23 protein-coding genes are annotated in these 24,782 nt (G+C 63.6%); 8 read left to right on the top strand and 15 right to left on the bottom strand.

Features of this window, described 5'->3' with window-relative positions; all coding sequences use genetic code 11:
* Positions 1 to 50: 50 nt before the first annotated feature.
* The 11 genes from ASC86_RS09175 to ASC86_RS09125 form a co-directional block, all read right to left on the bottom strand.
* Positions 51 to 950, bottom strand: coding sequence for a DMT family transporter (locus tag ASC86_RS09175; protein ID WP_056319521.1), 900 nt, complete (start codon positions 948 to 950; stop codon positions 51 to 53).
* Positions 947 to 2,737 carry an adenine deaminase C-terminal domain-containing protein gene (locus tag ASC86_RS09170; RefSeq protein ID WP_056319518.1) on the bottom strand — a complete coding sequence of 597 codons (1,791 nt, stop codon included), beginning with the start codon at positions 2,735 to 2,737 and terminating at the stop codon, positions 947 to 949. Before ASC86_RS09170 ends, ASC86_RS09175 begins: the two co-directional genes overlap by 4 nt.
* On the bottom strand, positions 2,734 to 3,657 hold the full coding sequence (locus tag ASC86_RS09165; RefSeq protein WP_056319515.1) for a nucleoside hydrolase: 924 nt from the start codon (positions 3,655 to 3,657) through the stop codon (positions 2,734 to 2,736). Before ASC86_RS09165 ends, ASC86_RS09170 begins: the two co-directional genes overlap by 4 nt.
* Before the next feature lie 5 nt (positions 3,658 to 3,662).
* Positions 3,663 to 4,691, bottom strand: coding sequence for an ABC transporter ATP-binding protein (locus tag ASC86_RS09160; RefSeq protein WP_056319513.1), 1,029 nt, complete (start codon positions 4,689 to 4,691; stop codon positions 3,663 to 3,665).
* Positions 4,684 to 5,460, bottom strand: a complete 777-nt coding sequence (locus ASC86_RS09155) for an ABC transporter permease (protein WP_056319511.1) — start codon at positions 5,458 to 5,460, stop codon at positions 4,684 to 4,686. Before ASC86_RS09155 ends, ASC86_RS09160 begins: the two co-directional genes overlap by 8 nt.
* Entirely contained in the window at positions 5,457 to 6,284 is an 828-nt protein-coding gene (locus ASC86_RS09150; RefSeq protein ID WP_056319509.1) for an ABC transporter permease, read from the bottom strand. Before ASC86_RS09150 ends, ASC86_RS09155 begins: the two co-directional genes overlap by 4 nt.
* A 142-nt stretch (positions 6,285 to 6,426) precedes the next feature.
* Positions 6,427 to 7,449, bottom strand: coding sequence for an ABC transporter substrate-binding protein (locus tag ASC86_RS09145; protein WP_056319507.1), 1,023 nt, complete (start codon positions 7,447 to 7,449; stop codon positions 6,427 to 6,429).
* A 28-nt stretch (positions 7,450 to 7,477) separates the two neighbouring features.
* The gene (locus ASC86_RS09140) at positions 7,478 to 8,503 is read right to left on the bottom strand and encodes a LacI family DNA-binding transcriptional regulator (RefSeq protein WP_056319505.1); all 1,026 of its coding nucleotides are present in this window, start codon (positions 8,501 to 8,503) and stop codon (positions 7,478 to 7,480) included.
* A 116-nt stretch (positions 8,504 to 8,619) separates the two neighbouring features.
* The gene (locus ASC86_RS09135; protein ID WP_056319503.1) at positions 8,620 to 9,273 is read right to left on the bottom strand and encodes an amino acid ABC transporter permease; all 654 of its coding nucleotides are present in this window, start codon (positions 9,271 to 9,273) and stop codon (positions 8,620 to 8,622) included.
* Entirely contained in the window at positions 9,270 to 9,914 is a 645-nt protein-coding gene (locus ASC86_RS09130; protein WP_056319500.1) for an ABC transporter permease subunit, read from the bottom strand. Before ASC86_RS09130 ends, ASC86_RS09135 begins: the two co-directional genes overlap by 4 nt.
* Positions 9,915 to 9,942: 28 nt before the next feature.
* Positions 9,943 to 10,746, bottom strand: a complete 804-nt coding sequence (locus ASC86_RS09125; protein ID WP_056319498.1) for a transporter substrate-binding domain-containing protein — start codon at positions 10,744 to 10,746, stop codon at positions 9,943 to 9,945.
* A gap of 155 nt (positions 10,747 to 10,901) precedes the next feature.
* On the opposite strand from ASC86_RS09125, the gene ASC86_RS09120 reads away from it, so the two are divergent.
* The gene (locus ASC86_RS09120) at positions 10,902 to 11,816 is read left to right on the top strand and encodes an ABC transporter substrate-binding protein (protein WP_056319495.1); all 915 of its coding nucleotides are present in this window, start codon (positions 10,902 to 10,904) and stop codon (positions 11,814 to 11,816) included.
* A gap of 28 nt (positions 11,817 to 11,844) precedes the next feature.
* Here the strand turns inward: ASC86_RS09120 and ASC86_RS09115 are convergent, their stop codons facing one another.
* Entirely contained in the window at positions 11,845 to 13,062 is a 1,218-nt protein-coding gene (locus tag ASC86_RS09115; RefSeq protein WP_056319493.1) for a multidrug effflux MFS transporter, read from the bottom strand.
* A 282-nt stretch (positions 13,063 to 13,344) separates the two neighbouring features.
* Here ASC86_RS09115 and ASC86_RS09110 point away from each other — a divergent pair, with 282 nt between their 5' ends.
* A complete protein-coding gene (locus ASC86_RS09110; RefSeq protein ID WP_056319489.1) occupies positions 13,345 to 14,919 on the top strand; it encodes a Re/Si-specific NAD(P)(+) transhydrogenase subunit alpha in 1,575 nt (524 codons plus the stop codon).
* A gap of 16 nt (positions 14,920 to 14,935) precedes the next feature.
* Positions 14,936 to 16,369: an NAD(P)(+) transhydrogenase (Re/Si-specific) subunit beta gene (locus tag ASC86_RS09105; RefSeq protein WP_056319487.1), complete on the top strand. Its 1,434-nt coding sequence runs from the start codon at positions 14,936 to 14,938 to the stop codon at positions 16,367 to 16,369.
* A gap of 44 nt (positions 16,370 to 16,413) precedes the next feature.
* On the opposite strand, the gene ASC86_RS09100 is transcribed toward ASC86_RS09105, so the two are convergent.
* Complete coding sequence (locus tag ASC86_RS09100; protein ID WP_056319484.1) at positions 16,414 to 16,716, bottom strand: hypothetical protein; 303 nt, start codon at positions 16,714 to 16,716, stop codon at positions 16,414 to 16,416.
* 269 nt (positions 16,717 to 16,985) lie between these two features.
* On the opposite strand from ASC86_RS09100, the gene ASC86_RS09095 reads away from it, so the two are divergent.
* The 5 genes from ASC86_RS09095 (at position 16,986) to ASC86_RS09075 (ending at position 23,056) form a co-directional block, all read left to right on the top strand.
* On the top strand, positions 16,986 to 17,333 hold the full coding sequence (locus ASC86_RS09095) for a DUF3302 domain-containing protein (protein WP_056319482.1): 348 nt from the start codon (positions 16,986 to 16,988) through the stop codon (positions 17,331 to 17,333).
* Entirely contained in the window at positions 17,333 to 18,490 is a 1,158-nt protein-coding gene (locus tag ASC86_RS09090; protein WP_056319479.1) for an HlyD family secretion protein, read from the top strand. Before ASC86_RS09095 ends, ASC86_RS09090 begins: the two co-directional genes overlap by 1 nt.
* Positions 18,491 to 18,552: 62 nt before the next feature.
* Positions 18,553 to 20,268 (top strand): SulP family inorganic anion transporter, encoded by a 1,716-nt coding sequence (locus ASC86_RS09085; protein WP_056319476.1) that lies wholly within the window; start codon positions 18,553 to 18,555, stop codon positions 20,266 to 20,268.
* Entirely contained in the window at positions 20,265 to 21,083 is an 819-nt protein-coding gene (gene ppk2 / locus ASC86_RS09080) for a polyphosphate kinase 2 (RefSeq protein WP_056319473.1), read from the top strand. The genes ASC86_RS09085 and ppk2 overlap by 4 nt, the downstream gene beginning before the upstream one ends.
* Before the next feature lie 170 nt (positions 21,084 to 21,253).
* Entirely contained in the window at positions 21,254 to 23,056 is a 1,803-nt protein-coding gene (locus tag ASC86_RS09075) for a hypothetical protein (RefSeq protein ID WP_056319471.1), read from the top strand.
* On the opposite strand, the gene ASC86_RS09070 is transcribed toward ASC86_RS09075, so the two are convergent.
* Both ASC86_RS09070 and ASC86_RS09065 read right to left on the bottom strand, forming a co-directional pair.
* Positions 23,037 to 24,155 (bottom strand): AI-2E family transporter, encoded by a 1,119-nt coding sequence (locus ASC86_RS09070; protein ID WP_056319469.1) that lies wholly within the window; start codon positions 24,153 to 24,155, stop codon positions 23,037 to 23,039. The two genes, ASC86_RS09075 and ASC86_RS09070, sit on opposite strands and share 20 nt — an antisense overlap.
* A gap of 38 nt (positions 24,156 to 24,193) precedes the next feature.
* Entirely contained in the window at positions 24,194 to 24,661 is a 468-nt protein-coding gene (locus ASC86_RS09065) for a hypothetical protein (protein WP_056319466.1), read from the bottom strand.
* Positions 24,662 to 24,782 lie beyond the last annotated feature (121 nt).

The following is a 24,782-nucleotide window of genomic DNA, read 5'->3' as shown; positions in this document are numbered from 1 at the left end:
TTTCGTTTGTCTTTTCGGGAAAACCGGTTTCCACTTTTCCCTGACAAACTCTAGCCGCGGCTGGCGAGGGAGACGCCGAGCGTGGCGATGGAAAGGCCTGCGATCTGCATCAGCGTCAGGCTTTCGCCGAAACCGATCCAGGCCATCAGGGCCGAGACGCCGGGCACGAGGAAGAACAGCGAAGAGACCTTCGACAGCGCGCCCTTGCGGATCATATGGAGCAGAAGCAGGATCGCGCCGATCGACATGCCGAACACCGACCAGGCAAGTCCGCCCCACAGCGGGATCGAGGTGGTATCGAAGGCCGGCCCACCGACGAGGGGAACGACCAGCGCCGTCGGGATGAGGGCGCCGATATATTGCACGGCGGTATTGGTCAGCGGATCGGCCGATATCTTGGTGCGCTTCACCAGGATCGAGCCGAAGGTGATGGACAGCACACCGGCAAGACAGATAACGAGCGGCGCGAGGGGAATGCCGCCGGCATCCGTCGCGCCGAGTTTTGGTGCCAGCGTGATCAGCGTGCCGAGAGCCCCAATGAGAATGCCGACGGCGCCGCGCCGCGACATGCGCTCGCCGAGCATCCGGCCGGCGAGCAGCGTCACCAGCAGCGGCTGCATGCCGGCCATCAGCGCCGAGATCGCCGTCGGCAGGCCGTTGGCCACCGACCAGAAGACGCCGCTGAGATAGAGGCCGTGGATCAGGAAGCCGGTGAGCATCGCCTGTCGCCATTCTTGGGCCGTGCGCGGCCAGGCCGCACCCTTGAAACGGGCGATGACGGCAAGGGCGAGCAAGGCCAGCGAAAACCGCACGGCAAGAAAGGTCAGCGGCTCGGCATGGGGTGCTACTAGCCGCGCCAGCACGAAGCCGCTCGACCAGAGCGGCACGAACACCGCCGGCAAAAGCAGGCCGGTGCGATCCGGGATCACCGTGGTTGCGGGCGTGCTCATGAAAGGACCCTTGCCTCAAGGATGGGGCTTTCGCGGAGCATGCCGGTCGTGCCATCGGCAATGCCGCGGTCGGTCTGGTGAGGGCCGGCATTGCAGGCGAGCGTCGCGCCGAACACAGCCTTGAACACCAGATAAGGCGGCTGCCAGTCGACGATGCCATCGGCAGCGGTCCGTAGCGCCGTGAAGGCGCGGGCGACCTCTTCCAGCGGCGCATCGGAGACGAGGCCGGAAAGCGGCAGTGCGATGAGGGCGATCAGCTTGCCATCGGCCGCGACCGCCATCCCGCCGCCGGCTGCGATGACGGCATTGGCGGACACCGCCATGTCCGCGGCATTGCCGCCGAAGACGGTGAGGTTGTGGCTGTCATGGGAAACGGTGGTTGCCAGCGCGCCGCGCCAGTGTCCCCAGCCGGAGAGCAGGCCAACGCGCGGGCGGCTATCTGCTCGGCCGTGCCGGTGAGCAACGGCGATGAGCGTTGTACCCTCGGGCGGCACGATGAAGCCGTCTTCGACCTTGGCGACGGCCTCCCCCCATTCGGTGAAACGGGGCTTGGCGATCAGGGCGACGGTCGCTTCGCTGCCGTTGCAGGGGATACGGAAATCATCTTCGCCGAGCGGGTCGATGTGCATGGAGGCGCTGAGGGGCGCGGCATCGATTTCGCGGGCGGGTTCGGTGAGTGCACCGTTTTCCGCGACCATGCAACCACTGGCGAAAACGTGTTTTGCGCAGAAATCGCTCAGATCTTCGAAGAGCACGATATCGGCGCGGCGGCCGGGGGCGATGAGGCCGAGATCGTTGCGGCCGATGCGGCGGGCGGCGTTGAGGGTCGCGGCCTGCAGCGCCCATTCCGGCTTCATGCCGTAGCGCACGAGGCGGCGGACCACGTCATCGAGGCCGCCGGCGGCGAGCAGATCGTCCGGGAAGACGTCGTCGGTGCAGAGCGTCAGCGTCTGCGGAAGCTGCGGCAGCGTGTTCAAGGCCGCGACACATTCGGGCAGCAGGTGGTCGTGCGAGCCGCGCAGCTCGATGGTGAGGCCGGCGCGCAGTTTTTGCAGCAGGTCCTCGCCGGAGACGATTTCGTGGTCGGAGCTGATGCCGGATGTGATGAAAGCCTGAAGGTCCGCACCTTCAAGGCTTCGGGCATGGCCGTGAATCGGCTTGCCCGAGGCACGGCCGGCGGCGAGGATGGCGCTCATCCGCGGCCGGTTTTCTATGACGGCGCGCATGTCCATGACCTCGGCGATACCGCCGATTTCCGGGCGGGCGAGCAGTCCGGCGATGATATCATCGTCGAAATCCGCACCCGCCAGTTCCAGCCCCGGTGCCGAGGGAACGCAGGAGGGGGCGAGCAGCACGTGACGCTGCGGCAGGACGCTCGCCGCCTCAATCGCCCAGTCGACGCCGGCCACGCCGTGGACGTTGCCGAGTTCGTGCGGGTCCCAGACGAGGGTGGTGACGCCGCGCGGCAGGGTCGCGGCGGCATAAACCGCTGGCGTGATCATCGAGCTTTCGATGTGCATATGCGTATCGATGAGGCCGGGCGCGATGAAAAGGCCGGTGGCATCGATTGTCCGTTCGGCATCGCGCCGTGTGCCGGGCGCGTGCACGCTTGATATCAGCGGGCCGACAAGGCCGATATCGGCAACGCGGCGCTCGCCGGTCGCCATGTCGATCAGCGTTCCACCGGTGATCAGCATATCGAAGGGCCGGTCTCCGCGCGCGGCGGCGACGGCGTTTTCACGCAAGGTCGCGTCGTTGAGATCGCGGGCGTCGGTCTTGCCGTTCATAGCTGCGCCTCCGCGATGAGCGCGCCGAGGATGAGATCGCGGGCAGCCGTGACATCGATATCGGAGGCGAAGACGGCGTTGTGCCGCTCGGCCGCTGCACGCACATCGACGACAGTGCGGCCACGGGTCAGCGTGCCGCCGAGTTCGACATCGATGCGAGCCTGCGTGAAGGTGACGGCCTCGGGCCGCACGAAAGCGACGGCGGCGCAAGGGTCGTAGATCGCCATGCCGGGACGGCCGCGACTGGTGCCGATGGAAATGTAGCCGGCAAGCAGGTCGGCCAGAAGCGCGGCATTCCTGCCGCCGGCGGCGCGCACCGGCCCGACGTCGGACGGGGTGGCGATCACCTTGCGGCAGAGGTCGAGATCGACCATGCGCAACGGCAGGTTATGGGCGAGCACGATGGCGAGCGCTTCGGGGTCGGCGAAGGCGTTGAATTCGGCCGATGCCGTGTGGTTGCCAGCGGTGACGCCGCCACCCATCCAGGTGAGGTCGTCGATTTTTTCCGCAAGGTCCGGGCGGGCAAGCGCCAGCGCGGCGATGTTGGTCAGCGGGCCGAGGGCGAGGATGCGGCGGGGGGCGTCCGTGGTTTCCAGCCAGTGGCAGAGCGCGGTGAAGGCGTTGCTTTCGGACAGGAGCGGGGCAGCGGGCAGGCTGCGGCCGGCAGTCAGCATGCCGGCTTCGGAGAGGATGCTTTCCGCGGTTTCGAGGCGGCCGAGCACCGGCAGGGCGCGCCCATTATGGATCGGAAAGCTCCAGGCGAAGGCGGCAGCGGCCGATGCCGCGTTCTGCCGGACCCGGTCGAAGCCGGAATTGCCGAAGACCAGCGAAATGCCGTCGATGGGCTCGGCCCGGCGCGCCACCACGAGGATGGCGGCGATGTCGTCGAAGCCCATGTCAGTATCGATCCACACACCCATCGCGGTCACGCGAAACGCTGGAGGGGGGCGGCTGCCTTAAGCGGCAGATCGAAGGCAAGCTCGGTGCCGAGATCGTGAACCGGCAGCGCTGCGCTCACTTCGGCTGTGATCGGGCCGAGCGGGGTGTCGAGCAGGTATTCGCGCAGGTTTCCGGTGAAGGAAACGCTCTTCACCTTGCCCTGGAACGGGCCGGTATCGAGCACTACGCCGGCGGGACGCCAGGCGAAACCGGCGGCATTGCCCGGCAGGGCTTCCGAGAGCGCGACCGCGCCGCCCGGCGTCGCGAGCTTGCCGTCCTTTAGTGCAAAGACGTTTTCGAAGCCGACGAAATCGGCAACGAAGGCGGAGACGGGATTATTATAGATCTCCTCCGGCGTGCCGACCTGCTCGATCAGGCCGTTGCGCATGACGACGATGCGGTCGGCCAGCGACAGGGCCTCGGCCTGATCGTGAGTGACGAAGATCATCGTGATGCCGGTTTCCTTCTGCACGCGCTGCAACTCGGCGCGCATTTCGACGCGCAGGCGGGCATCGAGATTGGAGAGCGGCTCGTCGAGCAGCAGCACCTTCGGTTCCATCACCATCGAGCGCGCAAGCGCCACGCGCTGCTGCTGGCCGCCGGAAAGCTCTGCGGGTTTGCGGCCGGAAAGGGCTGCGAGACCGACCGATTTGATGCCGGCGGTGACACGGGCGTTAATATCGGCATCCGCCATGCGCTTCAGCCGCAGGCCGAAGGCGACGTTTTCGTAGACCGTCAGGTGCGGGAAGAGCGCGTAGGACTGGAAGACGAGGCCGACATTGCGCTTGTTGGCGGAAACGCGGGTGATGTCGGTGCCATCCAGCGTGATGCGGCCGGAGGTCGGGTTCAGGAGACCGGCGATGGAGCGCATCGTCGTCGTCTTGCCGCAGCCGGAGGGGCCGAGGAAGGCGACGAGCTCGCCCTTGCGGATATCGAGATTGAACTTATTGACGGCGATGGAATTGCCGTAGGAAAGCGTCAGGTTTTCAAGGGAGAGAAAGGCGCGATCAGACATAGCGGGAAAATCCAAGGAAGCGTTCTGCGAGGAAGACGATGCCGATCGACATCAGGGCCAGGAGAGCCGACAGCGCAGCGACGGAGGGATCGTAGGTGGTTTCCATGTAGGAAAGCATGTCGATGGGCAGCGTGCGCACGCCGGGACCGGACAGGAACAGCGAGACCGGCACCTGGTTGAAGCTCGTCACGAAGCCGAGAATGAAGGCGGCGAGGATGCCGGACTGGATGTTCGGCAGCACCACCTTGAAGAAGGCGCCGAGACGGGTGGCGCCGAGCAGCACCGCCGCCTCCTCCATGTCGGAACGCAGGTTGTTGAAGCTCGATGAGACGACGCGCACCGTATAGGGCAGTACCAGCGCCGTATGGGCGAGGAAAAGCGCAATCCCGATCGAGAAGCTGAAGGGCACGACGACATAACGCAGCAGCGCCAGGCCGACGATGATGCCGGGCACGATGATCGGCAAAGTGACGATGGTGTTGACCACCTCGCCGAAGGGCAGCTTGTAGCGCGACAGCGCATAGGCCGCGGGCACGCCGAGCAGCAGCGCCAGGAAGGTGCCGCCGACGGCCAGGATCATCGACATGATGAAGCTGTCGCGGAAACTTTCGACGGTGAAGACCTTGGCGATCCAGCGCAGCGACAGGCCCTGCGGCGGGAAGGTCAGCGTATCGCCGGCCGAAAGCGAGGCGGCGACGATGATCAGGAACGGGCCGATCAGGAAGATCAGCAGTGCCGCGAGGATGAGGGGGGAAAAGGTGCGGTTCATCGCTTGTTCCTCGCGGTGGCGAGCCGCTTCAACAGCAGGTTCGCGGCAAAACACATGGCGATCAGGATGAAGGCGATGACGCTCGCCGAGACGAAATCATTGGCGACGGTGACACGCTGGAAAAGCAGCGTCTCCAGCATCAGCACCTTCGAGCCGCCGAGGATGGCAGGGGTGATGTAGGCGGTCAGCGAGCCGGTGAAGACCAGCGTGCCGCCGACGACGAGGCCTTCGCGGGTCAAGGGCAGGATGACCTTCCAGAACACCTGGAACCAGTTGGCGCCCAGCACGCGCGCGGCAAGGATCGCATCCTTCGGCATGTTTTCGAGCGCGCTGATCAGCGACAGGGTCATCAGCGGCAGGAAGAGCTGCAACAGGCCGATGAACACGGCGGTTTCGGTAAACAGCAGCCGGATCGGCTCGTCGCTGAGGCCAATTGCCTGCAGCGCCTGATTAACGATGCCGGTGCGGCCCAAAATGACGATCCAGGCATAGGTGCGCGCCACCGGCGAAATCATCAGCGGCAGCGAGATGAGGCCGATCATCCGGCCCTTGCCCGCGGCGCTGAGATTGACGATAGCGAAGGCAGCCGCATAGCCGATGACGGCCGAAACCAGCGTCACGGCGATGCCGAGCTTGAAGGTTCGCACCAGCACCAGCCGGTTCAGCGGCTCGGAAAAGAAATGGCCATAGGCTGCGAAGGTCCAGCCGGTGGGGCTGCGAAACCCCTCGGCCAGCACGATGACGACCGGCACCAGGAAGATGATGGCCGCGAAGACAGCCGCCGGCAAAGCCAGCACCAAGGCTTCGGCGCGATTTTGAAACATGCCGTGTTCCTGCTGAAAGGGAGGGGGAGCGAATAGTTGTTGGCAAATAGCGAATAGTCGGAAATCCTATTCGCTATTCGCTATTCGCTATTCGCTATTCGCTATTCGCTATTCGCTATTCGCTATTCGCTAGCTGGCAGCCTTACTGGGCGACCGAGGTGTTCCACTCTTCCAGCCACTTCTCGCGGTAGTCGAGAGTGGTGGCGGCCGGCATGAAGGTCAGCTTGTTGGCGACATCGGCGCCGTAGGTGAGCTTGGCGGCGATTTCCGGGGCAACCACGACATCCTTGTTGGCCGGGCTGTCGACCAGCATTTCGGCGATCTTGGTCTGGACCGGGGTCGAGAGCCAGAAGTCCATGAACTTCAGCGCCAGATCGTGGTTCTTGGAACCCTTGACCAGCACCATGGCGTTCATGTCGCCGGCGTCGCCTTCCTTGGTGGTCGCCCAGCCGATCGGCAGATCAAGCTTGGAGATACCGCCCCAGGAGAAGTGGCCCATGGGGGCTGCCCAGATTTCTTCCTGCTGCATCAGCTGCACGAGCTGCGAGCTTTTCACGTAGAAGGTGACGAACTGGTCGCGCTTTTCGCCAACGGCTTCGACCGCGCCCTTGAGGTCCGGCGTATCCTTGCCGATCGCCTTGCCGATCATCGACAGTACCGGGCCGCCCTGGTTGGTGGTGATGTTCGGCAACGCGACGTGATCGACATACTCGTCCTTGAGGAGATCGGCCCAGGACTCGATCTTCATCTTGTCGGTGCGATAGGCGATGCCGGTCTTGTAGAAGGTGTAGCCGACGCTCATGCCGTCGCCGTTCGGGTCCTTGGCGAAGTCGTAGAGCTTGTCGTAGCTGGAAAGCTTGGTGTGATCGATCTTTTCGGTCAGGCCTTTGCGGGCGGCAGCGAGCGCATCGGCGAGCGAGAACACGGCCATGTCGATGACCGGCGCATCCTTGTTGGCTTCGAGCTTGGCGAGGCGTTCGATGCTGTTGCCGGTCTCCACGACCAGCTTGCAGCCGCATTCGGCTTCGAACGGCTTGTAGAGCAGTTCGCCGAATTCGTCCTGGGCAAAGCCATAGACGGAAATGGTCAGCGTCTGGTCTTCGGCCGACGCGATCGCGGCGCCCATCAGCCAGAGGGCGCCGGCTGCCAGCAATGTCTTGTTCATGTTTACACTCCTCCTCAAGAAAACCGGCCTATGGCTGCGCTTCCGGCGCAGGCCCACTGGAACGGCGAATGACAAGCTCCATCGGCACGGAGGCCTTGCGAGCGGTGACGGGCGGGCTCGGCGTATCGTCCGAGGCATCGCGATCCTTGATCGCCGTCACCAGCGCATCGATCGCGAGCCGGGCGATTTCCGGCATGTTCATTTTCACGGTGGTCAGCGGCGGTGAAATGAAGGACGACCATTGCAGGTTGTCGAAGCCGGTGACGGTCGCTTCCGCCGGAATGGCGATGCCGGCCGATTGCAGCTCGGTCAGCGCCCTCAGCGCATGCGGATCGGAGACGCAGGCAAAGGCGGTAAAACCTCGGGCACGCCATGCAGCGAGATCGAGCGCGCAGCCCTTGCCGTGTTTCGCTTCGATCTCGACGATCCAGATCGTCTCGACCGTCTGCGCATCGGAAAGCTCGGAGCGCATGCCGTTGATACGGGTATTCTGGACGTTGGAGCTTGGATCGTCGCCGATGAGCAGGATCCTGGTGTGGCCGAGCGCCGTCAAATGGCGGGCCACCTGCGCGCCGCCGTCGAAATGATCGCCGGACACCGTGTTGCGCGGCGTCTTCGGCGTGTCGATGATGGCGATGGGGCAGCGGGTTTCCGGGACTTTCGTGCCGCGGCGGGGAACGATGACGATGCCGTCGACGCCACGCTCGACAAGCTGGAAGATCGCCTTGTCCTGGGCGGAGATGTCGTCGCGCGAATTGGCGATCAGCACGCCATAGCCGGCACCGGTCGCCACGCGCTCGATCTCCTGGGCGATCTCCGGATAGAGCGGATTGCCGATATCGGGAAGCACGAGGCCGAGCACGCCGCTGCGGCCGGTGCGCAAGGCGCGTCCGGCCTGACTCGGCACGTAGCCCATCTGGTTGGCGGTCTCGCGGATGCGCTGGGCAAGCTCCGGCGACAGGCGGCCTTTTCCCGATAGCGCATTCGAAGCCGTCGCGATCGACACCCCGAGGTGTCGCGCCAATTCCGAAAGATTGGGTCGGGCCGCTTTCATCAGTGCTCACTGCTGCTTAAACGTTTAAGCATATCTACCATAAAAATTGCCGAAGTCAACGGCGTTGCGGATGCCGACGCTTATTTCTCTGCATTTGTGGGGGGAAGAACCGGCGCTCAGCGCCGGGTGATGCTCTGGCGACTTTCGTAGAGATATTGCGCGCCAATGATGGCGGCGGCGATGATCAGGTAGAAGACCGAGACGAGCAGCAGCACTTCGATTGCCTTGTAGGTCTCCGAGATGATCACGGTCGAGGCTGCCGTCAGCTCGTCGATTGCGACGAGGCTGGCGAGCGAACTGCCCTTGACCATCTGGATCGCGTTGGAAAACAGGGCAGGGGCGGCAAGCCGGTAGGCCTGCGGGGTCATCACCTTCCAGTAGATGGCGAAAGGCTTCATCCCCAGCGCCTTGGCCGCGTCCGACTGTCCGACGGGAATGCTCTCGAAGCCCGAGCGCAGGAATTCCATGTTGTAGGCCGTCGAGGCGAAAATCAGGCCGATCAGCGCCGAGGGCACCGGCTCCAGGTAAATGCCGAGCTTCGGCAGGCCGTAGTAGAGCGCAAACAGGATCGCCAGCACCGGCGCGGCGCGGGCAAAGAAGCTGTAGCCGACGATGACGCGGCGGAAGACGCCGTAGGGACGCTGCATATAGATGGCGAGCGGCAAGGCGAGCAGGTTCGAGACGACGATCACGACGGCCGAGATGTACAGTGTCATCCATAGGCCGTCGAGCAGCATCTGCTGGTAGCTGGGGTCGAGAAGGATGGTCATCGCGCCACCGCCTGTCGCGGCTTGCGCTCGTTGAAGACAAGGAGTGGCGTGACGATCAGGATATAGAGGCCGACGGCGATCGTCAGGAAGGTGAAGGGCGCGTTGGTGGCGGCGATGCCCTGCTTGGTGACATAGAGGATTTCGCTGACCGAAACGGCTGAGGCGATGGACATGCGCTTGACGGTGCCGATCGCATAGGTGATCCAGCCCTTGCGGGCGAGCGGCAACACCTGCGGCACCAGCACCTTCAGAAACACGACAAAGCGTGGCAGGCCAAGCGCGATACCGGCCTCGTACTGGCCGAAGGGGATGACCTTCAGCGCGCCCTTAAACACCTGATAGTCGAAGGCGATGCCGACCAGCGTGAAGGCGATGATGGTCGAGCCGATCGGGCCGAAATCGACGCCGATCTGCGGGCCGCCGAAGAAGAACAGGAACAGCACCACCAGTTCGGGAACCGAACGAAAAAAGGCGCTGAACGCCTCGATCCCTTTGCGTGGGTAAGATGTCTCCCGCCCGTAATGAACGAAGGACAAAAGAAGACCGAAGACCGCCGACAGAGTGAAGACGACGGCCGAAAGCCCGATGGTCAGCACCGCCGCGGTCAACAACCGCGGCAGCCACGCAATGGCGATTTCCATGAGTTACATGCCCCTCGCGGAAAGCCGCTTATTCGGCCTTCGACCAGTCGATCGACGCGCCGAACCACTTGTCGGCGAGACCCTGCAGGGTGCCGTCCTTGCGCCAGGTTGCGAACTTGGCGTCGATGGCATCGGCCAGCGGCTTGTTCTTGGCGTTGACGGCGACGCTCTGGGTGATGGTCGTCAGCAGGTCGTCGAGGGTCACCATGCCGGTCAGCTTGCCGGATTTTTCGAGATACTTCGGTCCGAGGAAATCATGGGCGGCGAAATCGATGCGGTGGTTCTCAAGGTCGAGGAACAGTTCGGTCGAGCCCGGATATTCGCGGGCCTTGGTGATGCAGCCCTCCGGCAGCTTTTCCTTGGCGACCTTCTGGAAGACACCGCCACGCACCGCGCCCATGGTCTTGCCGCAGACGTCCTTCCAGCTGGCGATCTCGCCATCGGGCTCGTGGCGGGTGATAGCCGCGCCATTGACGATATAGGGCGAGAGCAGGAAGAAGTCCTGCGAGGCCAGGCGCTCGGGCGTGCGGGTCACGCCGGAGGCGATGAGGTCGAAGCGGCCGGCGGTCAGGCCCGGCAGCAGGCCGGCGAAATCCAGCTTTTCGAACTTGGCGGTGAGGCCGAGTTCCTTGGCGACCAGATTGACGACGTCGATGTCGAAGCCTTCAAGCTCACCCGCGGCATTGGTCATGCTGAACGGCGGGGCCGAACCCGAGGTGCCGATGGTCAGGGTGTCGGCGGTCACCAGCGCAGCCTTGTAGTCCTGCGCCTGAACCGCGCTTACTCCCAAAAACGCAACGACGGCCAGCACGGCTCTCAGCGCGATTCTCATGATAACTCCTTAAAGGGGGGTGCTTGAAAACGAAACGGGTGGGTTATATCGCAAACCCTTGCGGCCACCAAGGACGCCGGCCACGATGTCCACGATACGTTCCGGCAGAACTGTTTCTCAAGAACAGCCGTTTTCAATGTTGAAGGTTTTTTGGAATGGAACTGCGCTTCAAGCTCAATCACTTCTATCAGGGACAGAATTCGCCTTTCCTGCACGCGGCCGATGCGGGCTATTTCCACGATTTCGGCATCGCCTGCATCTTCGTCGAGGGTTTCAGCTCGTCGCAGGTGACCCGTGCGCTGCTGAGCGGCGAAGCCGAGATCGGCTTCGGCGACGTCTCCTCGGTGTTTGAGCAGGCGTTGCGCACCGGAGAAACCGAAATCTCCTGCCTCGTGCCAATCTACGAGCACACGCCCTGCTGCCTCGGCTATCGCTCGGAGGGTCGGAAGCTGATGTTGGCCGAGGTCGAGACCGGCACGCTCTGCGGCCCGAACGGCGATACCTCGGCGCGGCTTCTGCCGCTGCTTTTGAAACGCAACGGCTATGCGACGGACCGCTACACCTATCTCGGCGTTCAGCCCGAGGAGCGCGACCGGCTGGTGGCCTCGCGTTCGGTGATGGCCGCGACCTGCTTTGACGCAACCTTGAAATTCGCCATGCAGATGCGCGGCCACGACGCTAGCGATCTCGATTTCCTCTATTTCGCCGACAACGGCCTCGACATTTATTCCGGTGCCTTCGTGGCGCTGAATGCGGTTCTGGAGAAGGAGCCGGGCCTCGCCGGCAAGCTGCAGGCCATCGTCCGGCGTGCCTGGCACGATTGCCTCGCCAATCCCGAGCTTGGCGTCGCTGCCGTGATCCGCCGTTCGCCCGACATGGACCCGGCGATCGTGCGCGCCCAGCTCACCTGGATCATGGAGCGCCAGGTCTTCCCGGCCGGCCCGCGGCCGATGACCTTCGATCTTGCCAGCGCCAGGATGGCCGATACCCTCGAATGCGCCGCCTACTCCGTCGGGGACGAGGCCAAGCGCAGCCCGGAAGGCCTGCCGGCTGAAACCTGCCTGAACTGAGCCTGGCTACTGCGGAGTGATGCGCTTCTCAGGCAGAGACGGCTGCCACCGGCTCCGCCGGGCCGCTTGCCGCAAACGCGGACAGGATCAGCGAAAGCACGCCTGCGATCAGGAGCCCGCAGGCCAGAGCGAGCGGCGTACCGTCATAGAAACGGCCGAGCGTGACCGCAAAGCCCGTGGCGACGAGGCTTGAGCCGGAGGCGATCAGCGATGCGCCCAGTCCGGCTACCTGTGCGAGCGAACGCATCGCCATGGCGTTGAGATTGCCGAAGAGGATGCCGATGGCGAAGAAGGCCGCGTAGGTCAGTGCCAGAAGAACCGTGAACGGCAGATGCCCGCCAAAGGCGAGGACCGCCAGAAGCATCGCAAATCCCGAGAGCGTCAGGCCGAGAAAGCCGGCGCGGGCCATGGCGTCCATGCCGAAGCGCTGCACCATCCGGGAATTGAGAAACGAGGCGAGCCCGATGCCGGTGGCCAGCAGGGCGAAATAAAGCGGGAAGGTGTCCGCAATCCCGTAGGCATCGAAGAACAGATCGGCGGCCGTGCTGAGATACAGCAGCTGCGCGCCGAAAACGAGGCCGGTCGCAAGGATCAGCGGCGCCACGCGGCGGTTGGTGAGGATACGATGCCCGTTGCGGAGCAGCAGCCGGGGGCGGAAGGCAATGCGCCGCTCGGGCGGCAGGGTTTCCGGCTGGCGCAGCGTCAGCCAGAGGCCAAGCACGCCGGCCATGACAAGATAGAACATAAAGACGCTACGCCATCCCGCCGCCGCAATGATCGCTTGTGCGAGCGCCGGCGCCAGCATCGGCACCAGAATGAACAGCGTAAACATGAAGGACATGACGCGGGCCATGGCGTCGCCCTCGAACTGGTCGCGGATCATCGCCCGTGTGGCGATTTTCGGCCCTGAAACGCCGACGCCCTGCAGGAACCGTCCGACGATTACCATCTCCAGCGATCCCGCCAGCATGGCGACGACCGTTCCCGCCGCATAGACACAAAGGCCGAGGATAAGCGCCTTCTTTCGCCCCAGCGCATCCGAAAGCGGCCCGAACAGCAACTCCCCGAACGCCATGCCGAGGATGAACAGCGAGATGACATGCTGGGTTGAGAGCGGTGGCGAGATGCCGAGATCGACCCCGATCGCCCGCAGCCCCGGCAGCAGTGCATCGATGCTGACGGAGGTGAGCGACGTGAGCAGGGCATAAAGGGCAATACGTTCGCGGAAACGGGTCGGTGCTGGCATGGGTCTCGTAAGGGGAGGGGCTGGCCGGAACTATAGCAGCTTTTTTTCTCGGGCTTCCTGTTGATAGTTGCAATGGCGAAAAGGCCGGCAACCCCGCGGCGAAATCGGCCGTTCAAGGCTAGTGCGGCGTTATGAATGAAATCGTGAAGCTGTTGATCATCAAAAGCTTGTAGAAAGATGTTGACGATGACGCTATCACTTCCGCCGAGCTTTTTCGCCCTCGACTGGGCGAAAAATGGAGAGGGCTCGCCTGCCGGGCCGGCATTGGGGGAAAAACATTCGATGAAAATCGGTTCACCGAAGGAATTACATGCGGGGGAATCGCGCGTCGCGATGACGCCGGACAGTGCATTGCAGCTGCAGAAGCTGGGTCACGAATGTTTCGTGGAAGCGGGTGCCGGCGCCAAGGCTGGCATTTCCGACGAGGCCTATCGCGCTGCGGGCGTGACGGTTGTCGATGATGCAAGCGCGCTGTTTGCGGTCTCGGATATCGTCACCAAGGTTCGTCCGCCCGAGCCTTCCGAGGTCGCGGACCTCGTTCCCGGCCAGACGCTGATTTCGTTCTTCTATCCCGGCCAGAACGGCGAACTGCTGGAGCTGGCCCGCGCCAAGGGCGCCAACGTCATCGCCATGGACATGGTGCCGCGCATCTCGCGCGCCCAGAAGATGGATGCGCTTTCGTCGATGGCCAATATCGCCGGCTACCGCGCCGTCACCGAGGCTGGCAACAATTTCGGCCGCTTCTTCACCGGCCAGGTGACCGCCGCCGGCAAGGTGCCTCCGGCCAAGGTGCTGGTGATCGGCGCCGGTGTGGCAGGCCTTGCCGCGACCGGCGTCGCCGTCTCGCTCGGCGCCCGCACCTATGCCTTCGACGTGCGCCCCGAGGTCGCCGAGCAGATCGAGTCGATGGGCGCGGAATTCGTCTATCTCGATTTCGACGGCGGAGTGCAGGATGGTGCTGCGACCGGCGGTTATGCTGCTCCGTCCTCGCCGGAATTCCGTGAGAAGCAGCTGGCGAAATTCCGCGAACTCGCGCCCGAGATCGACATCGTCATCACCACGGCGCTGATCCCCGGCCGCGATGCCCCGAAGCTGTGGCTGGCCGATATGGTCGCGGCGATGAAGCCGGGCTCGGTCGTCGTTGATCTCGCCGCCGAACGCGGCGGCAACTGCGATCTGACCGTCGCCGACCAGAAGGTGGTGTCCGACAACGGCGTCACCATTATCGGCTATACCGATTTCCCGAGCCGCATGGCAGCCCAGTCGTCGGCGCTCTATTCCACCAACATCCGCCACATGCTGGCCGACCTGACGCCGGCCAAGGACGGCAAGATCGTCCACAATATGGAAGACGACGTCATCCGCGGATCGACCGTCGCCTTCCAGGGCGCGATCACCTATCCGCCGCCACCGCCGAAGATTGCGGCGATCGCAGCGCAGAAGCCGAAGGAAAAAGTGAAGGAGCCGACGCCGGAGGAAAAGCGGGCCGCCGAGACGGCCGCCTTCAAGGCGCAGACCAGGAGCCAGTTGACGCTGCTCGCCGTCGCGACGGTGCTGCTCTTGATCGTCGGGGCCTATGCGCCGTCGGCCTTCATGAGCCACTTCGTCGTCTTCGTGCTCGCCTGCTTCGTCGGCTTCCAGGTCATCTGGAATGTCTCGCACTCGCTGCACACGCCGCTGATGGCGGTGACCAACGCGATCTCGGGCATCGTCATTCTCGGTGCCCTTCTGCAGATCGGCTCGACCAGCTGGCTGGTGGTTCTGCTCTCGGCGCTTTCCGTGCTGATCGCCACGATCAATATCGTCGGCGGTTTCCTCGTCACCCGGCGCATGCTCGCCATGTTCCAGAAGTCGTGATCGGGGGATTTGCATCATGACCATCGGTATTGTTTCGGCCGCCTATATCGCGGCAGCTGTTCTGTTCATCCTGTCCCTCGGCGGCCTGTCCGGCCAGGAAAGCGCCAAGCGCGCCGTCTGGTACGGCATAACCGGCATGGGCCTTGCGGTCGCCGCCACGGTCTTCGGGCCTGACGTCGGCAACTGGTTCATCGTGCTTTTGATGATCGCAGGCGGGGCGGTGCTCGGCCATTTCGTCGCAAGCCGTGTGCAGATGACCGAGATGCCGCAGCTCGTTGCGGCGCTGCACAGCTTCGTCGGCCTGGCCGCCGTGTTCATCGGCTTCAACGCTCATCTAGAGGCGGCGAATGTCGCCGGCCTCGACGAGGCTGCGCGCGCGACGCTGACCGGCTTTGCCAAGCTGCTGGCCCATAAGGAACCGGTGGAGCTGGCGATCATGAAGGTCGAGGTGTTTCTCGGCGTCTTCATCGGCGCGGTCACCTTCACCGGCTCGGTCATCGCCTTCGGCAAGCTGGCCGGCAAGGTTGACGGCAAGGCGAAGAAGCTGCCCGGCGGGCATCTCTTGAATGCCGGTGCCGCGGCCCTGTCGATCCTGCTGCTACTGCTCTATGTCAACGGCGCCGGCGTCTGGACGCTGGTCCTGATGACGCTGGCCGCCTTCTTCATCGGCTATCACCTGATCATGGGCATCGGCGGCGCCGACATGCCGGTCGTCGTGTCGATGCTGAACAGCTATTCCGGCTGGGCGGCCGCCGCTATCGGCTTCACGCTCGGCAACGATCTCCTGATCGTCACCGGCGCGCTGGTCGGTTCCTCGGGTGCGATCCTGTCCTATATCATGTGCAAGGCGATGAACCGCTCCTTCGTTTCGGTCATCCTCGGCGGCTTCGGCGCGACCGCCGGCCCGCAGATGGAGATATCAGGCGAGCAGATCGCCATCGACGCCGACGGCGTTGCCGCAGCCCTCAACGATGCCGACTCGATCATCATCGTGCCGGGCTACGGCATGGCGGTGGCACAGGCTCAAGCGTCGGTCTCGGAACTGACGCGCAAGCTGCGCGCCGCCGGCAAGACCGTGCGTTTTGCCATCCACCCCGTCGCCGGCCGACTGCCGGGGCACATGAACGTGCTGCTCGCCGAAGCCAAGGTCCCCTACGACATCGTTCTGGAAATGGACGAGATCAACGATGACTTCCACGAGACCGACGTCGTCATCGTCATCGGCTCCAACGACATCGTCAACCCGGCGGCGCAGGACGATCCGAACTCGCCCATCGCCGGCATGCCGGTGCTCGAAGTGTGGAAGGCCAAGCAGGTGTTCGTCTCCAAGCGCGGCCAGGGCACCGGCTATTCCGGCATCGAGAACCCGCTGTTCTTCAAGGACAACACCCGCATGTTCTACGGCGACGCCAAGAAGAGCCTCGATCAGCTGCTGCCGATGCTGGCGTAATTACACATATCGATGGGGCCGCGAGGTCCCATCGACCACCTTGCTCAGGAAAGCCGACCAAGCCCGGCGAAGGGCACGATCTTTGCCCGGTGCAGGCCCTTCTCGACCTCCATCGCCAGTTCGTCGGCGAGCGCCAGAAATTCGCGGCGGCGATCCTCGCGGATGTCGTCAGCAAACTCGTCGACGCAGGCCAGGGCCTTGTCGAGGCAGGCGAGATCGTCACAGATCGCTCGAAAATTCTCATTACGCTCCGCCAGCGCCGTGATTTCCGCCGCCTGCGCGGGAAATCGCCGAAGGGCGGATGCCAGGCCCTCATTCTCCTCTCCGGGCCGCCTGCGTTCCGTCATGGTCACCTCCGGTCGATCGCGCTGCTGCGCCGTAACATGCCCTTCAGAATAGCGGCCTCGCGCGAAAGCTTGACGTAATATACTTGAGGCTACAGGTGTTTACCGCCCCCTGAGGCCGCAAAGGCGTCTCCGGCCGATAGAGCTTACGTGATGATACGGGTTCAATCGGCGAAAACAGGTCTAGCATCGATTTCGCTCTGCAACTCGACCAGCTCGATTTTTTGAGCGAGCCGGTCCGTGTTTCATGCCCGCTGTGCGTGGAGGCTATCGTGTTCCTGGACTATTTTGCTCTGGGTGTTCTGTTCTTCATGGTGATCACTTTGTTTTACGGTGTCATCGCGATCCACGACATTCCGCACCTGATCGCCAAATCCCGGAACCATCCGCACCAGGATGCGATTCATATCGCCGGCTGGGTCAGCCTTTTCACTTTGCATGCCATCTGGCCGTTTCTCTTCATCTGGGCGACGCTTTACCGCGAGGATCGCGGCTGGGGCATCCGCCAGGACGGCAGGCTGCAAGCGCAAGAAGAGGCGAATGCGGAGGTGGCCGTCCTGCAGGCGCGGGTTTTCGAACTTGAGACGCAGCTGAAACAGCAGGCCGGGGAGACCGTCTGATGGACCTGCTTCTGATCCTGACCTATGCGGCCATCTGCATTGCGGTCTTCAAGATCTTCCGCATTCCCGTAAACCAGTGGACCGTTTCGACGGCAGTGCTCGGCGGCGTCTTCCTGATCGCGACCCTGCTCTTGCTGATGAGCTACAATCACCCGTATTCCAGCGATGGCCGCATCTATTTCACATCGGCGCCGGTCATACCCGCCGTGGGCGGCCTTGTCGTCGAGGTACCGGTCGAGGCGAACGTGCCTTTGAAAAAAGGCGACATTCTCTTCCGCATCGATCCGCGCCCCTATCAGTTCACGGTCGACCAGAAGAAGGCGGCGCTTGCCGAGGCCGAGCAGAGCGTGTTGCAGCTCAAGGCCTCGCTCGCCGCTGCGACCGCCGTGGTCGAAGGCGCCAAGGCAAACCGCGACCGTTCGAAGCAGAGCTACGAGCGCTATCTGCAAATCTTCGAGAATTCGAAGGCGCGCGGCGTCGGCACCGCCGTTTCCGAACTCGAAGTCGAAAACCGGCGCGGCCTCTATCTGAGCGAGGTCGCCTCCGTGGCGACGGCCGAGGCCCAGGAACAGCAGGCGCGGCTTGCCTATGAATCGCAGATCGGCGGTGTCAACCCGGCCGTCGCCCGCCTGCAGGCAGAGCTGCGCAATGCCGAATTCGAGCTTGAGCAGACGACGGTGCGCGCCCCGAGCGATGGCTATGTGACCCAGGTCTTCCTGCGGCCGGGCATGATGGCAAACCCGCTGCCGCTCCGGCCCGTCATGGTGTTCATCAACAGCGAGGACCGCATGCTGGCAGCCGCCTTCATCCAGAACTCACTGCAGCGCGTCAATGTCGGCGACGAGGCGGAGGTCGCCTTCAAGGCGGTGCCGGGCAAGATCTTCAAGGCCAAGGTCACCTCCATCATCGATGTGATGGCGCAGGGACAGTTGCAGCCGACGGGCGCACTCATCGATCCGCAGTCGCCGGAACGAGCCCAGCCCGGCCAGATGCTCGCCCGCATCGATATTCTGGAGGATACCAGCGGTTACCAGCTTCCCGGTGGCGTCGTCGCCGAGGTCGCGGTCTATACCCATCACTGGCATCACGTCGCTATCCTGAGAAAGGTGCTGCTGCGCATGAGTTCCTGGATGAACTACGTGTTCCTGGAGCACTGAGATGGAGGGCGGCGCGTCTCTTCGGGCAGGCCGTCTGCCGCTCGCCGCGATCGGATGAAACCATGGGCAACGCACATACCCTGCCGCTTTTCAGGGGCTTTGCCGGCTATCGGCCTGAATGGCTGCGCAACGACATTTCCGCCGGGCTTTCGATTGCGGCCGTCGGTCTGCCGAGCGCGATCGCCTATCCCGCCATTGCCGGCCTGCCGCCGGAAACCGGCATTTATGCCAGTATCGTTGCGGCGATCGCCTATGCGATTTTCGGCGCTTCGCGGCGGCTGACGGTCGGGCCGGATGCCGCGACCATGACGGTCATTGCCGCCGCCATCACGACGATCGTCGCCGGCATGCCGGCTGGCCAGACGGCAGATCGCGTCGCAATCGCAGCACTGCTGGCGCTTGCGGTCGGCATCGCCTGCTTTGTCGCAAGGTTGCTCAGGTTGGGTGTGCTCGCGAATTTCCTGTCGCGGCCGATCCTGGTTGGCTTCTTTGCGGGCATCTCGATCTCGATCCTGACCGGCCAGCTTGGCCGCATGACCGGCGTGAAGATCGAGGCGGACGGATTCGTCGCCCCCCTGCTGGAGCTTGCGGCCAAGGCCGGGTCGATCCACATGCCGACCGTGCTGCTGACGCTGGCGATGTTCGGCGTTCTCATCGTCGCGAAGGCGGTGCGTTTGCCGGTGCCCGGACCGGTGGTCGTGGTGGTGCTGGCGGTGGTGCTGTCGGCGATCTTCGATTTTCAGGGCATGGGCATTGCCGTGGTCGGCGATATTCCGCGCGGCCTTCCCCGCTTTAGCATTCCTTCTCTCGCCGGTGTCTCGCTCCAGCACCTGATCCTCGGCTCTGCGGCAATTTTCCTGGTGAGCTTCGGCTCGGGGATCGTCACGGCCCGCAGCTTCGGCGCCCGCACCGGCGAGCTGGTCAACGCCAATACGGAGTTGGTCGGCCTTGGAAGCGCGCAGGTCGCGGCCGGCCTGTTCGGATCGTTTCCCATCGGCTTTTCGGATTCGCGCACGGCGATCAATCTCTCCGTCGGCGGCCAGTCGCAGCTTGCGAGCCTCGTTTCCGCCGCGACCCTGATGGCGACGCTGCTCTTTCTGAACGAGGCGCTGCGCGTGTTGCCGGTGGCGGCGCTGGCGGCCATCCTCGTGTCCGCCGCCCTTAGCCTCATCGACATTGCGGAACTGAGGACGATCTGGCGGATCAACCCGATCGAGTTCGCCTTTGCGCTGATCGCCATGTGGGGCGCGATCTCCTTCGGCGTGCTCAACGGCGTGATGATCGCGATCGCGGCCACGCTGGTCTATCTGCTGCGCGGCATGATGTTTCCGCGCGATGCTTTTCTGGGTCGGATCGAAGGGCGCGACGGCCTCTACAAGCTGCACCGGTTCGCCGAGGCCAGGGCCACGCCGGGCGTCACCGTCTGGCTGCTGCAAGGAAGTCTGCTGTTTTTCAATGCCGATTACATCAGGGCACGGTTGAAGACCATCGTCGACAAGCTGCCGCCGGATACCCGCTGGTTCGTGATGGATGCGAGCGCAATTGCCCAGATGGACAGCACGGCCGCCGGCATGCTGGAGGAGGTGCGTGCTGATCTTTCGGACCGTGGCGTCCAGCTCTGTTTTGCCGAATTGCATGCCGAAGCGCGGGCCCTGCTGGAGCGGGCGGGCCTCATCGAGCGCATCGGCGCTAACCATGTCTACGAAGATCTGGACGATGCGCTGCAGGCATTCGCAGCGCCGCCGGCAACACGCTTTGAAGCGAGGAGGGAAAAATGAGCAAGAAGAACGACAAGGACGATGCTGTGCCGTCCACGGAGAAGGGCAAGGTGCGAGACTACGAAAAACAGATGGAAAAGCTGCAAGTGGAACTTGCCCATCTACAGGCCTGGGTGAAGAAGACCGGCGCCCGTATCGTCATCATCTTCGAAGGCCGCGATGCGGCGGGCAAGGGCGGTACCATCCGCCGGCTCACGGAACGGGTGAGCCCGCGCGTGTTTCGTGTCGCGGCGCTGCCGGCGCCAAGCGACCGGGAAAAAGCCCAGATGTACATGCAGCGCTACATCGCCCACCTGCCGGCTGGCGGCGAGATCGTGATCTTCGACCGCAGCTGGTACAATCGCGCCGGTGTCGACCGGGTCATGGGGTTCTGCAGCGAAAAGCAGGCGCGCCGTTTTCTGGAGCTTGCGCCGCGCTTCGAGGCGGCGATCGTCGAAAGCGGCACCATTCTCCTGAAATACTTCCTGACCGTCAGCGAGGACGAGCAGGAACGCCGCTTCCGCCGCCGCATCGACGATCCGCTGCGCCAGTGGAAGCTCAGCCCGATGGACGTGGAATCCTATCAGAAGTGGTGGGACTATTCCCGCGCCTACGACGAGATGCTGCGCATGACCGACAGCGAACATGCGCCGTGGTGGATCGTGCCGTCCGACGACAAGAAACGGGCGCGGATCAACTGCATCTCGCACATCCTCCATTCCATTCCCTATGAGCGCGTCAAGTTCGATCCGCCGGATCTCGGCAAGCGGCAAAAGCGGCCGAACGATTATACCGAGGATGACAGCCCGCGGCGCAGCGTGCCGGATATAGCCTGATTTCTCCGGGTATCCCTTTTCTCTTCGGGGAGAAGGGGCCTCGAGCGGCCGCCACATAATCGATTAATCAACCTCATTGATCTACGCCCACCTGTTGCGGTAGGATGCTCCGGCGAACCCAGGCGTGCGGGGGCACATTCCCCTGGGACGCGGTTGAGTGGGGTACGACGATGAGCATCGCACGCCCGGAAGATGGTCCGGCGGCTGCATCTGCACCGCCTATGGACCACGAGATCCGCGACCAGCTTGCCAGAATCCGTTCCAGCCCAGCCTTCGATGCGCCCGACCGCGCACAGAAGTTTCTGTGCTATGTCGTCGAGGAAGCGCTCCAGGGCCGCGCCGACCGGATCAAGGCCTATTCCATCGCCATCGAGGTCTTCCACCGCGATGCGTCCTTCGATGCCCAGAACGATCCCGTCGTGCGCATCGAGGCCGGCCGGGTGCGCCGCGCACTGGAGCATTATTACCTGCTGACCGGGCAGAAGGACCCCATCCTGATCACCATTCCCAAGGGGGGCTATGTTCCCATCTTCAGCCGCGTCTTGGAATGTCCGGCGCAGGCCGACGAGCTGGTGGCGCAGGCCCGGCCGTCCATGGTCGGGCGGCTGGCGGTGCCCGTAACCTGCCTCATGCTTCTCGGCGTCGCTGGCTGGGCTCTGGCCGATCACTCGGCGCTGGGTCCATTCTCGTATGGGGGACCGGCCGCGGTCACCGACCCCGCGCCGGGCATGCCGAAAGTCATCATCGCTCCCTTCGAGGATATCACGGGCACGCCGGGTTCGGCGCTTCTGACGCGGGGGCTGAACGACGAAGTAATCGGCCAGATGGCGCGCTTCAAGGAAATCAACATTCTGGCCGGGGATGCGGCGACCGAGCCCGTCAAGGCATCGCCCTCTGGTTCGTACCTGCCGCTTTACCGGCTGGAAGGGCGCATAAGGCTCGATGCCGACCGGCTCCGCTTCTCCGCCCGGCTGATCGACCGGGACGACGGGGTGATCATCTGGACGAAGACCTATGATGCCGAACTTGGCCGGCGCGCGCTTCTCGATATCGAAACGGAGATCGCCGGCGAAATCGCCATGACGCTGGCTCAGCCCTATGGCGTCATCTTCCAGGCAAAGGCGTCGGAGGTTCTCGACAACCCGTCCGAGGATGCCAAGGCCTATGCCTGCGCGCTTTCCTATTACGGCTACCGGGCCGACCTCAACCGGCAAACCCATGCCGCCGTTCAGGGATGCCTTAAGGAGGTCGTTGCCCGTTATCCCAACTACGCGACGGCGTGGGCCTTGTTGTCGCTGACCTATCTCGACGAACTGCGGTTTCGCTACCGGCTCGATGCCTCGACCGCCGCGCCGATCGATCTTGCGCTGCAGACCGCTGCAAGGGCCGTCTCGCTCGATCCCGGCAATGTTCGCGCGCTGCAGGCTGAAATGCTCGCCGACTATTTCAACCGCGATGTCCAGAATGCGCTGGCGATCGGCGAAAAGGCTTATGCGCTCAATCCCAACGACACGGAATTTGCCGGCGAATACGGGTTCCGCCTCGCTCTTTCCGGCGAATGGGAGCGTGGTTGCAGGCTCTTGTCGCAGACCATCACGCGCAATCCGGGACCGGTGGATTATTTCCGCTCCGGCATGGCCGTCTGCGCCTATATGGACCGGGATTACCAGGCGGCGGAACGATGGGCACGGGCGGCCGATCTGCCGGACAATCCGATCTATCACGTGATCCTGGCGGCGATCTACGGCCAGAGAGGAAAAATGCCCGAAGCCCGGCAGGAAAGCGGCTGGCTGGAACGCAATGCTCCCGACTACCTCACCGGCATCCGCAAGGAAGTGAGCACGCGCATCCTGCGGCCGCAGGATCAGGAGCATTTCATCGAGGGCTTGATAAAAGCCGGCTTCAGTATTCCCGTCGAGCGCAGCTCGGAAACGATGCCGCCGGCCGTCGCGCTCAGCGCATCGAATGGATAGCCTGTTCCTGCGCAGGGGTGGGGTTTCGCACCCAGGCGGCCAGAAGATCGTAGAACACGCTGAGCACGATCGGGCCGAGAAACAGGCCGATCAGGCCATAGGCGATCGTGCCGCCGATCACCCCCATGAAAATCACCAGCATCGGCGTCGACAGGCCGCGCGAGACAAGCACCGGCTTCATGACGTTGTCGATGAGCGCGACGGGCAGCAGCAGCAGGGTCAGGAAGAGCGCGAAGGTGAAATCCTGCGTCGTCCAGGCCCAGATCGCCACGGGCAGGAGCACCAGCGCCGGGCCGATCTGGATGATGCAAAGGATCAGGATGACGAAGGTCAGCCCTCCGGCGCCGGGGATCGCGAAGAAATGCAGCACGAGCCCGGCCAGCAGCGTCTGCACCAGCGCCACGCCGATGACGCCGGTTGCCACGTTGCGGATCGTCGCGCCCGCAAGGCGCACGAAGCCGAGCCCTCTTTCGCCCGCCACCCGCTCCGCGAAACGGTCGGCGCTCAAGGCGAGCCGCGGGCCATGGCCGAAGAAGAAGCCGGCGATGATGATCGAGGTGATGAAGCTGAGAAGCCCGAGCCCGACGGCGGCGCTCTTGCCGAGCACGTACCGGCCGGCCTGCAGCAGGGTCGGCTGCAGATATTCGAGCGTCCCGGCAAGATTGGTCGCGGCAAGCGTCCAGGCTTCGTGGATGCGCTCTCCCACGACAGGCCAGTCGCGCACGGCTTCCGGCGGCATTGGAAAATGCAGCGTTCCCGTCGAAAGCTTGTCGATCAGCCAGCGGGTCGCATCGACGAAATTGAGCGCGATGGCGGCAAGCGGGCCGATGATGATGGCAAGACCGAGCAGGGTGATGAGAAAGGCCGACAGCCTGCGCCGGCCCCCCAGCAGCCTGCACAGGGTATTGTGGAACGGATAGAGCGCGACCGTCAGGATCGCGGCCCAGATGACGATCAGGATGAAGGGCGCGACGAGCGTGTAGGACCAGTAGGCGAACAGGAAGACGATCCCGACGCGCACGAAATCGGTGATGCGCGTCTCGATGCTTGAGCGCCCGCCGACGGCAGGATCGCCGAGGGGGACCAAAGGCTCGTCCATGGCATTCCCTTCTGCAAAAACCGCAGGGTTTCATTCCCTCAGGCGACCGGCGGTTCCCAGCTCAGGTAGAAGCCGATATCGCCAGGCACGCCACCGGGGAAGTTGATCACCATGGCTTTCAGACGATAGCCCTGCGGCTGCGCCGCTTCCTTGAAGCGATCATAGAGTTCCTTGGCCTTGCCCTGCAAGGTTTGCGGCCAGTCCGGATCGGCGCTGTTGATGGCGCGGCCGCTATCGGAGCAGAAATCCGAGGGAAAGCTGTAGACCAGCGCCTCCATCTTTCCATCCTTAACCGCCCGCGACACGACATTGCGGATGATGGCCCGCTCCTGTTCGCCGACATGCTTGTTGAAGAAATCGTCGGCAAATTTCGACAGTTCCTCGCGCTGGCGGTCGCGCAGCTTGTCCTGGCGTTCCATCTCGGCAAGCTGCTTTTCGAGGATTTGCTTGCGCAGGTCATCGGCGCTGGGAACGGGCGCATTGGGATCGAACGTGTTCTGCGACATATCGACGACTCCGGTTTCGTTTGGCCGCCGAGAATAGGCTCAGGCCGGAGACGCCAGAAGTAACATACGGGAACATCCGTAGTATCCGCCTCATTTGCCGTTCCGGGCCGTGGCCAGGCAG

Source organism: Rhizobium sp. Root1212 (genome assembly GCF_001424985.1).
Classification (GTDB): Bacteria; Pseudomonadota; Alphaproteobacteria; order Rhizobiales; family Rhizobiaceae; genus Pararhizobium.
The sequence above is the reverse complement of the archived record's forward strand: the minus strand, read 5'-3'. Positions and strand labels throughout refer to the sequence as shown.

What these genes read in the sequence shown, in the direction of transcription:
- ASC86_RS09175 (WP_056319521.1), bottom strand. Translation starts at nt 950, where the DNA reads ATGAGCACGCCCGCAACCACGGTGATCCCGGATCGCACCGGCCTGCTT.
- ASC86_RS09170 (WP_056319518.1), bottom strand. Translation starts at nt 2,737, where the DNA reads ATGAACGGCAAGACCGACGCCCGCGATCTCAACGACGCGACCTTGCGT.
- ASC86_RS09165 (WP_056319515.1), bottom strand. Translation starts at nt 3,657, where the DNA reads ATGGGTGTGTGGATCGATACTGACATGGGCTTCGACGACATCGCCGCC.
- ASC86_RS09160 (WP_056319513.1), bottom strand. Translation starts at nt 4,691, where the DNA reads ATGTCTGATCGCGCCTTTCTCTCCCTTGAAAACCTGACGCTTTCCTAC.
- ASC86_RS09155 (WP_056319511.1), bottom strand. Translation starts at nt 5,460, where the DNA reads ATGAACCGCACCTTTTCCCCCCTCATCCTCGCGGCACTGCTGATCTTC.
- ASC86_RS09150 (WP_056319509.1), bottom strand. Translation starts at nt 6,284, where the DNA reads ATGTTTCAAAATCGCGCCGAAGCCTTGGTGCTGGCTTTGCCGGCGGCT.
- ASC86_RS09145 (WP_056319507.1), bottom strand. Translation starts at nt 7,449, where the DNA reads ATGAACAAGACATTGCTGGCAGCCGGCGCCCTCTGGCTGATGGGCGCC.
- ASC86_RS09140 (WP_056319505.1), bottom strand. Translation starts at nt 8,503, where the DNA reads ATGAAAGCGGCCCGACCCAATCTTTCGGAATTGGCGCGACACCTCGGG.
- ASC86_RS09135 (WP_056319503.1), bottom strand. Translation starts at nt 9,273, where the DNA reads ATGACCATCCTTCTCGACCCCAGCTACCAGCAGATGCTGCTCGACGGC.
- ASC86_RS09130 (WP_056319500.1), bottom strand. Translation starts at nt 9,914, where the DNA reads ATGGAAATCGCCATTGCGTGGCTGCCGCGGTTGTTGACCGCGGCGGTG.
- ASC86_RS09125 (WP_056319498.1), bottom strand. Translation starts at nt 10,746, where the DNA reads ATGAGAATCGCGCTGAGAGCCGTGCTGGCCGTCGTTGCGTTTTTGGGA.
- ASC86_RS09120 (WP_056319495.1), top strand. Translation starts at nt 10,902, where the DNA reads ATGGAACTGCGCTTCAAGCTCAATCACTTCTATCAGGGACAGAATTCG.
- ASC86_RS09115 (WP_056319493.1), bottom strand. Translation starts at nt 13,062, where the DNA reads ATGCCAGCACCGACCCGTTTCCGCGAACGTATTGCCCTTTATGCCCTG.
- ASC86_RS09110 (WP_056319489.1), top strand. Translation starts at nt 13,345, where the DNA reads ATGAAAATCGGTTCACCGAAGGAATTACATGCGGGGGAATCGCGCGTC.
- ASC86_RS09105 (WP_056319487.1), top strand. Translation starts at nt 14,936, where the DNA reads ATGACCATCGGTATTGTTTCGGCCGCCTATATCGCGGCAGCTGTTCTG.
- ASC86_RS09100 (WP_056319484.1), bottom strand. Translation starts at nt 16,716, where the DNA reads ATGACGGAACGCAGGCGGCCCGGAGAGGAGAATGAGGGCCTGGCATCC.
- ASC86_RS09090 (WP_056319479.1), top strand. Translation starts at nt 17,333, where the DNA reads ATGGACCTGCTTCTGATCCTGACCTATGCGGCCATCTGCATTGCGGTC.
- ASC86_RS09085 (WP_056319476.1), top strand. Translation starts at nt 18,553, where the DNA reads ATGGGCAACGCACATACCCTGCCGCTTTTCAGGGGCTTTGCCGGCTAT.
- ppk2 (WP_056319473.1), top strand. Translation starts at nt 20,265, where the DNA reads ATGAGCAAGAAGAACGACAAGGACGATGCTGTGCCGTCCACGGAGAAG.
- ASC86_RS09075 (WP_056319471.1), top strand. Translation starts at nt 21,254, where the DNA reads ATGAGCATCGCACGCCCGGAAGATGGTCCGGCGGCTGCATCTGCACCG.
- ASC86_RS09070 (WP_056319469.1), bottom strand. Translation starts at nt 24,155, where the DNA reads ATGGACGAGCCTTTGGTCCCCCTCGGCGATCCTGCCGTCGGCGGGCGC.
- ASC86_RS09065 (WP_056319466.1), bottom strand. Translation starts at nt 24,661, where the DNA reads ATGTCGCAGAACACGTTCGATCCCAATGCGCCCGTTCCCAGCGCCGAT.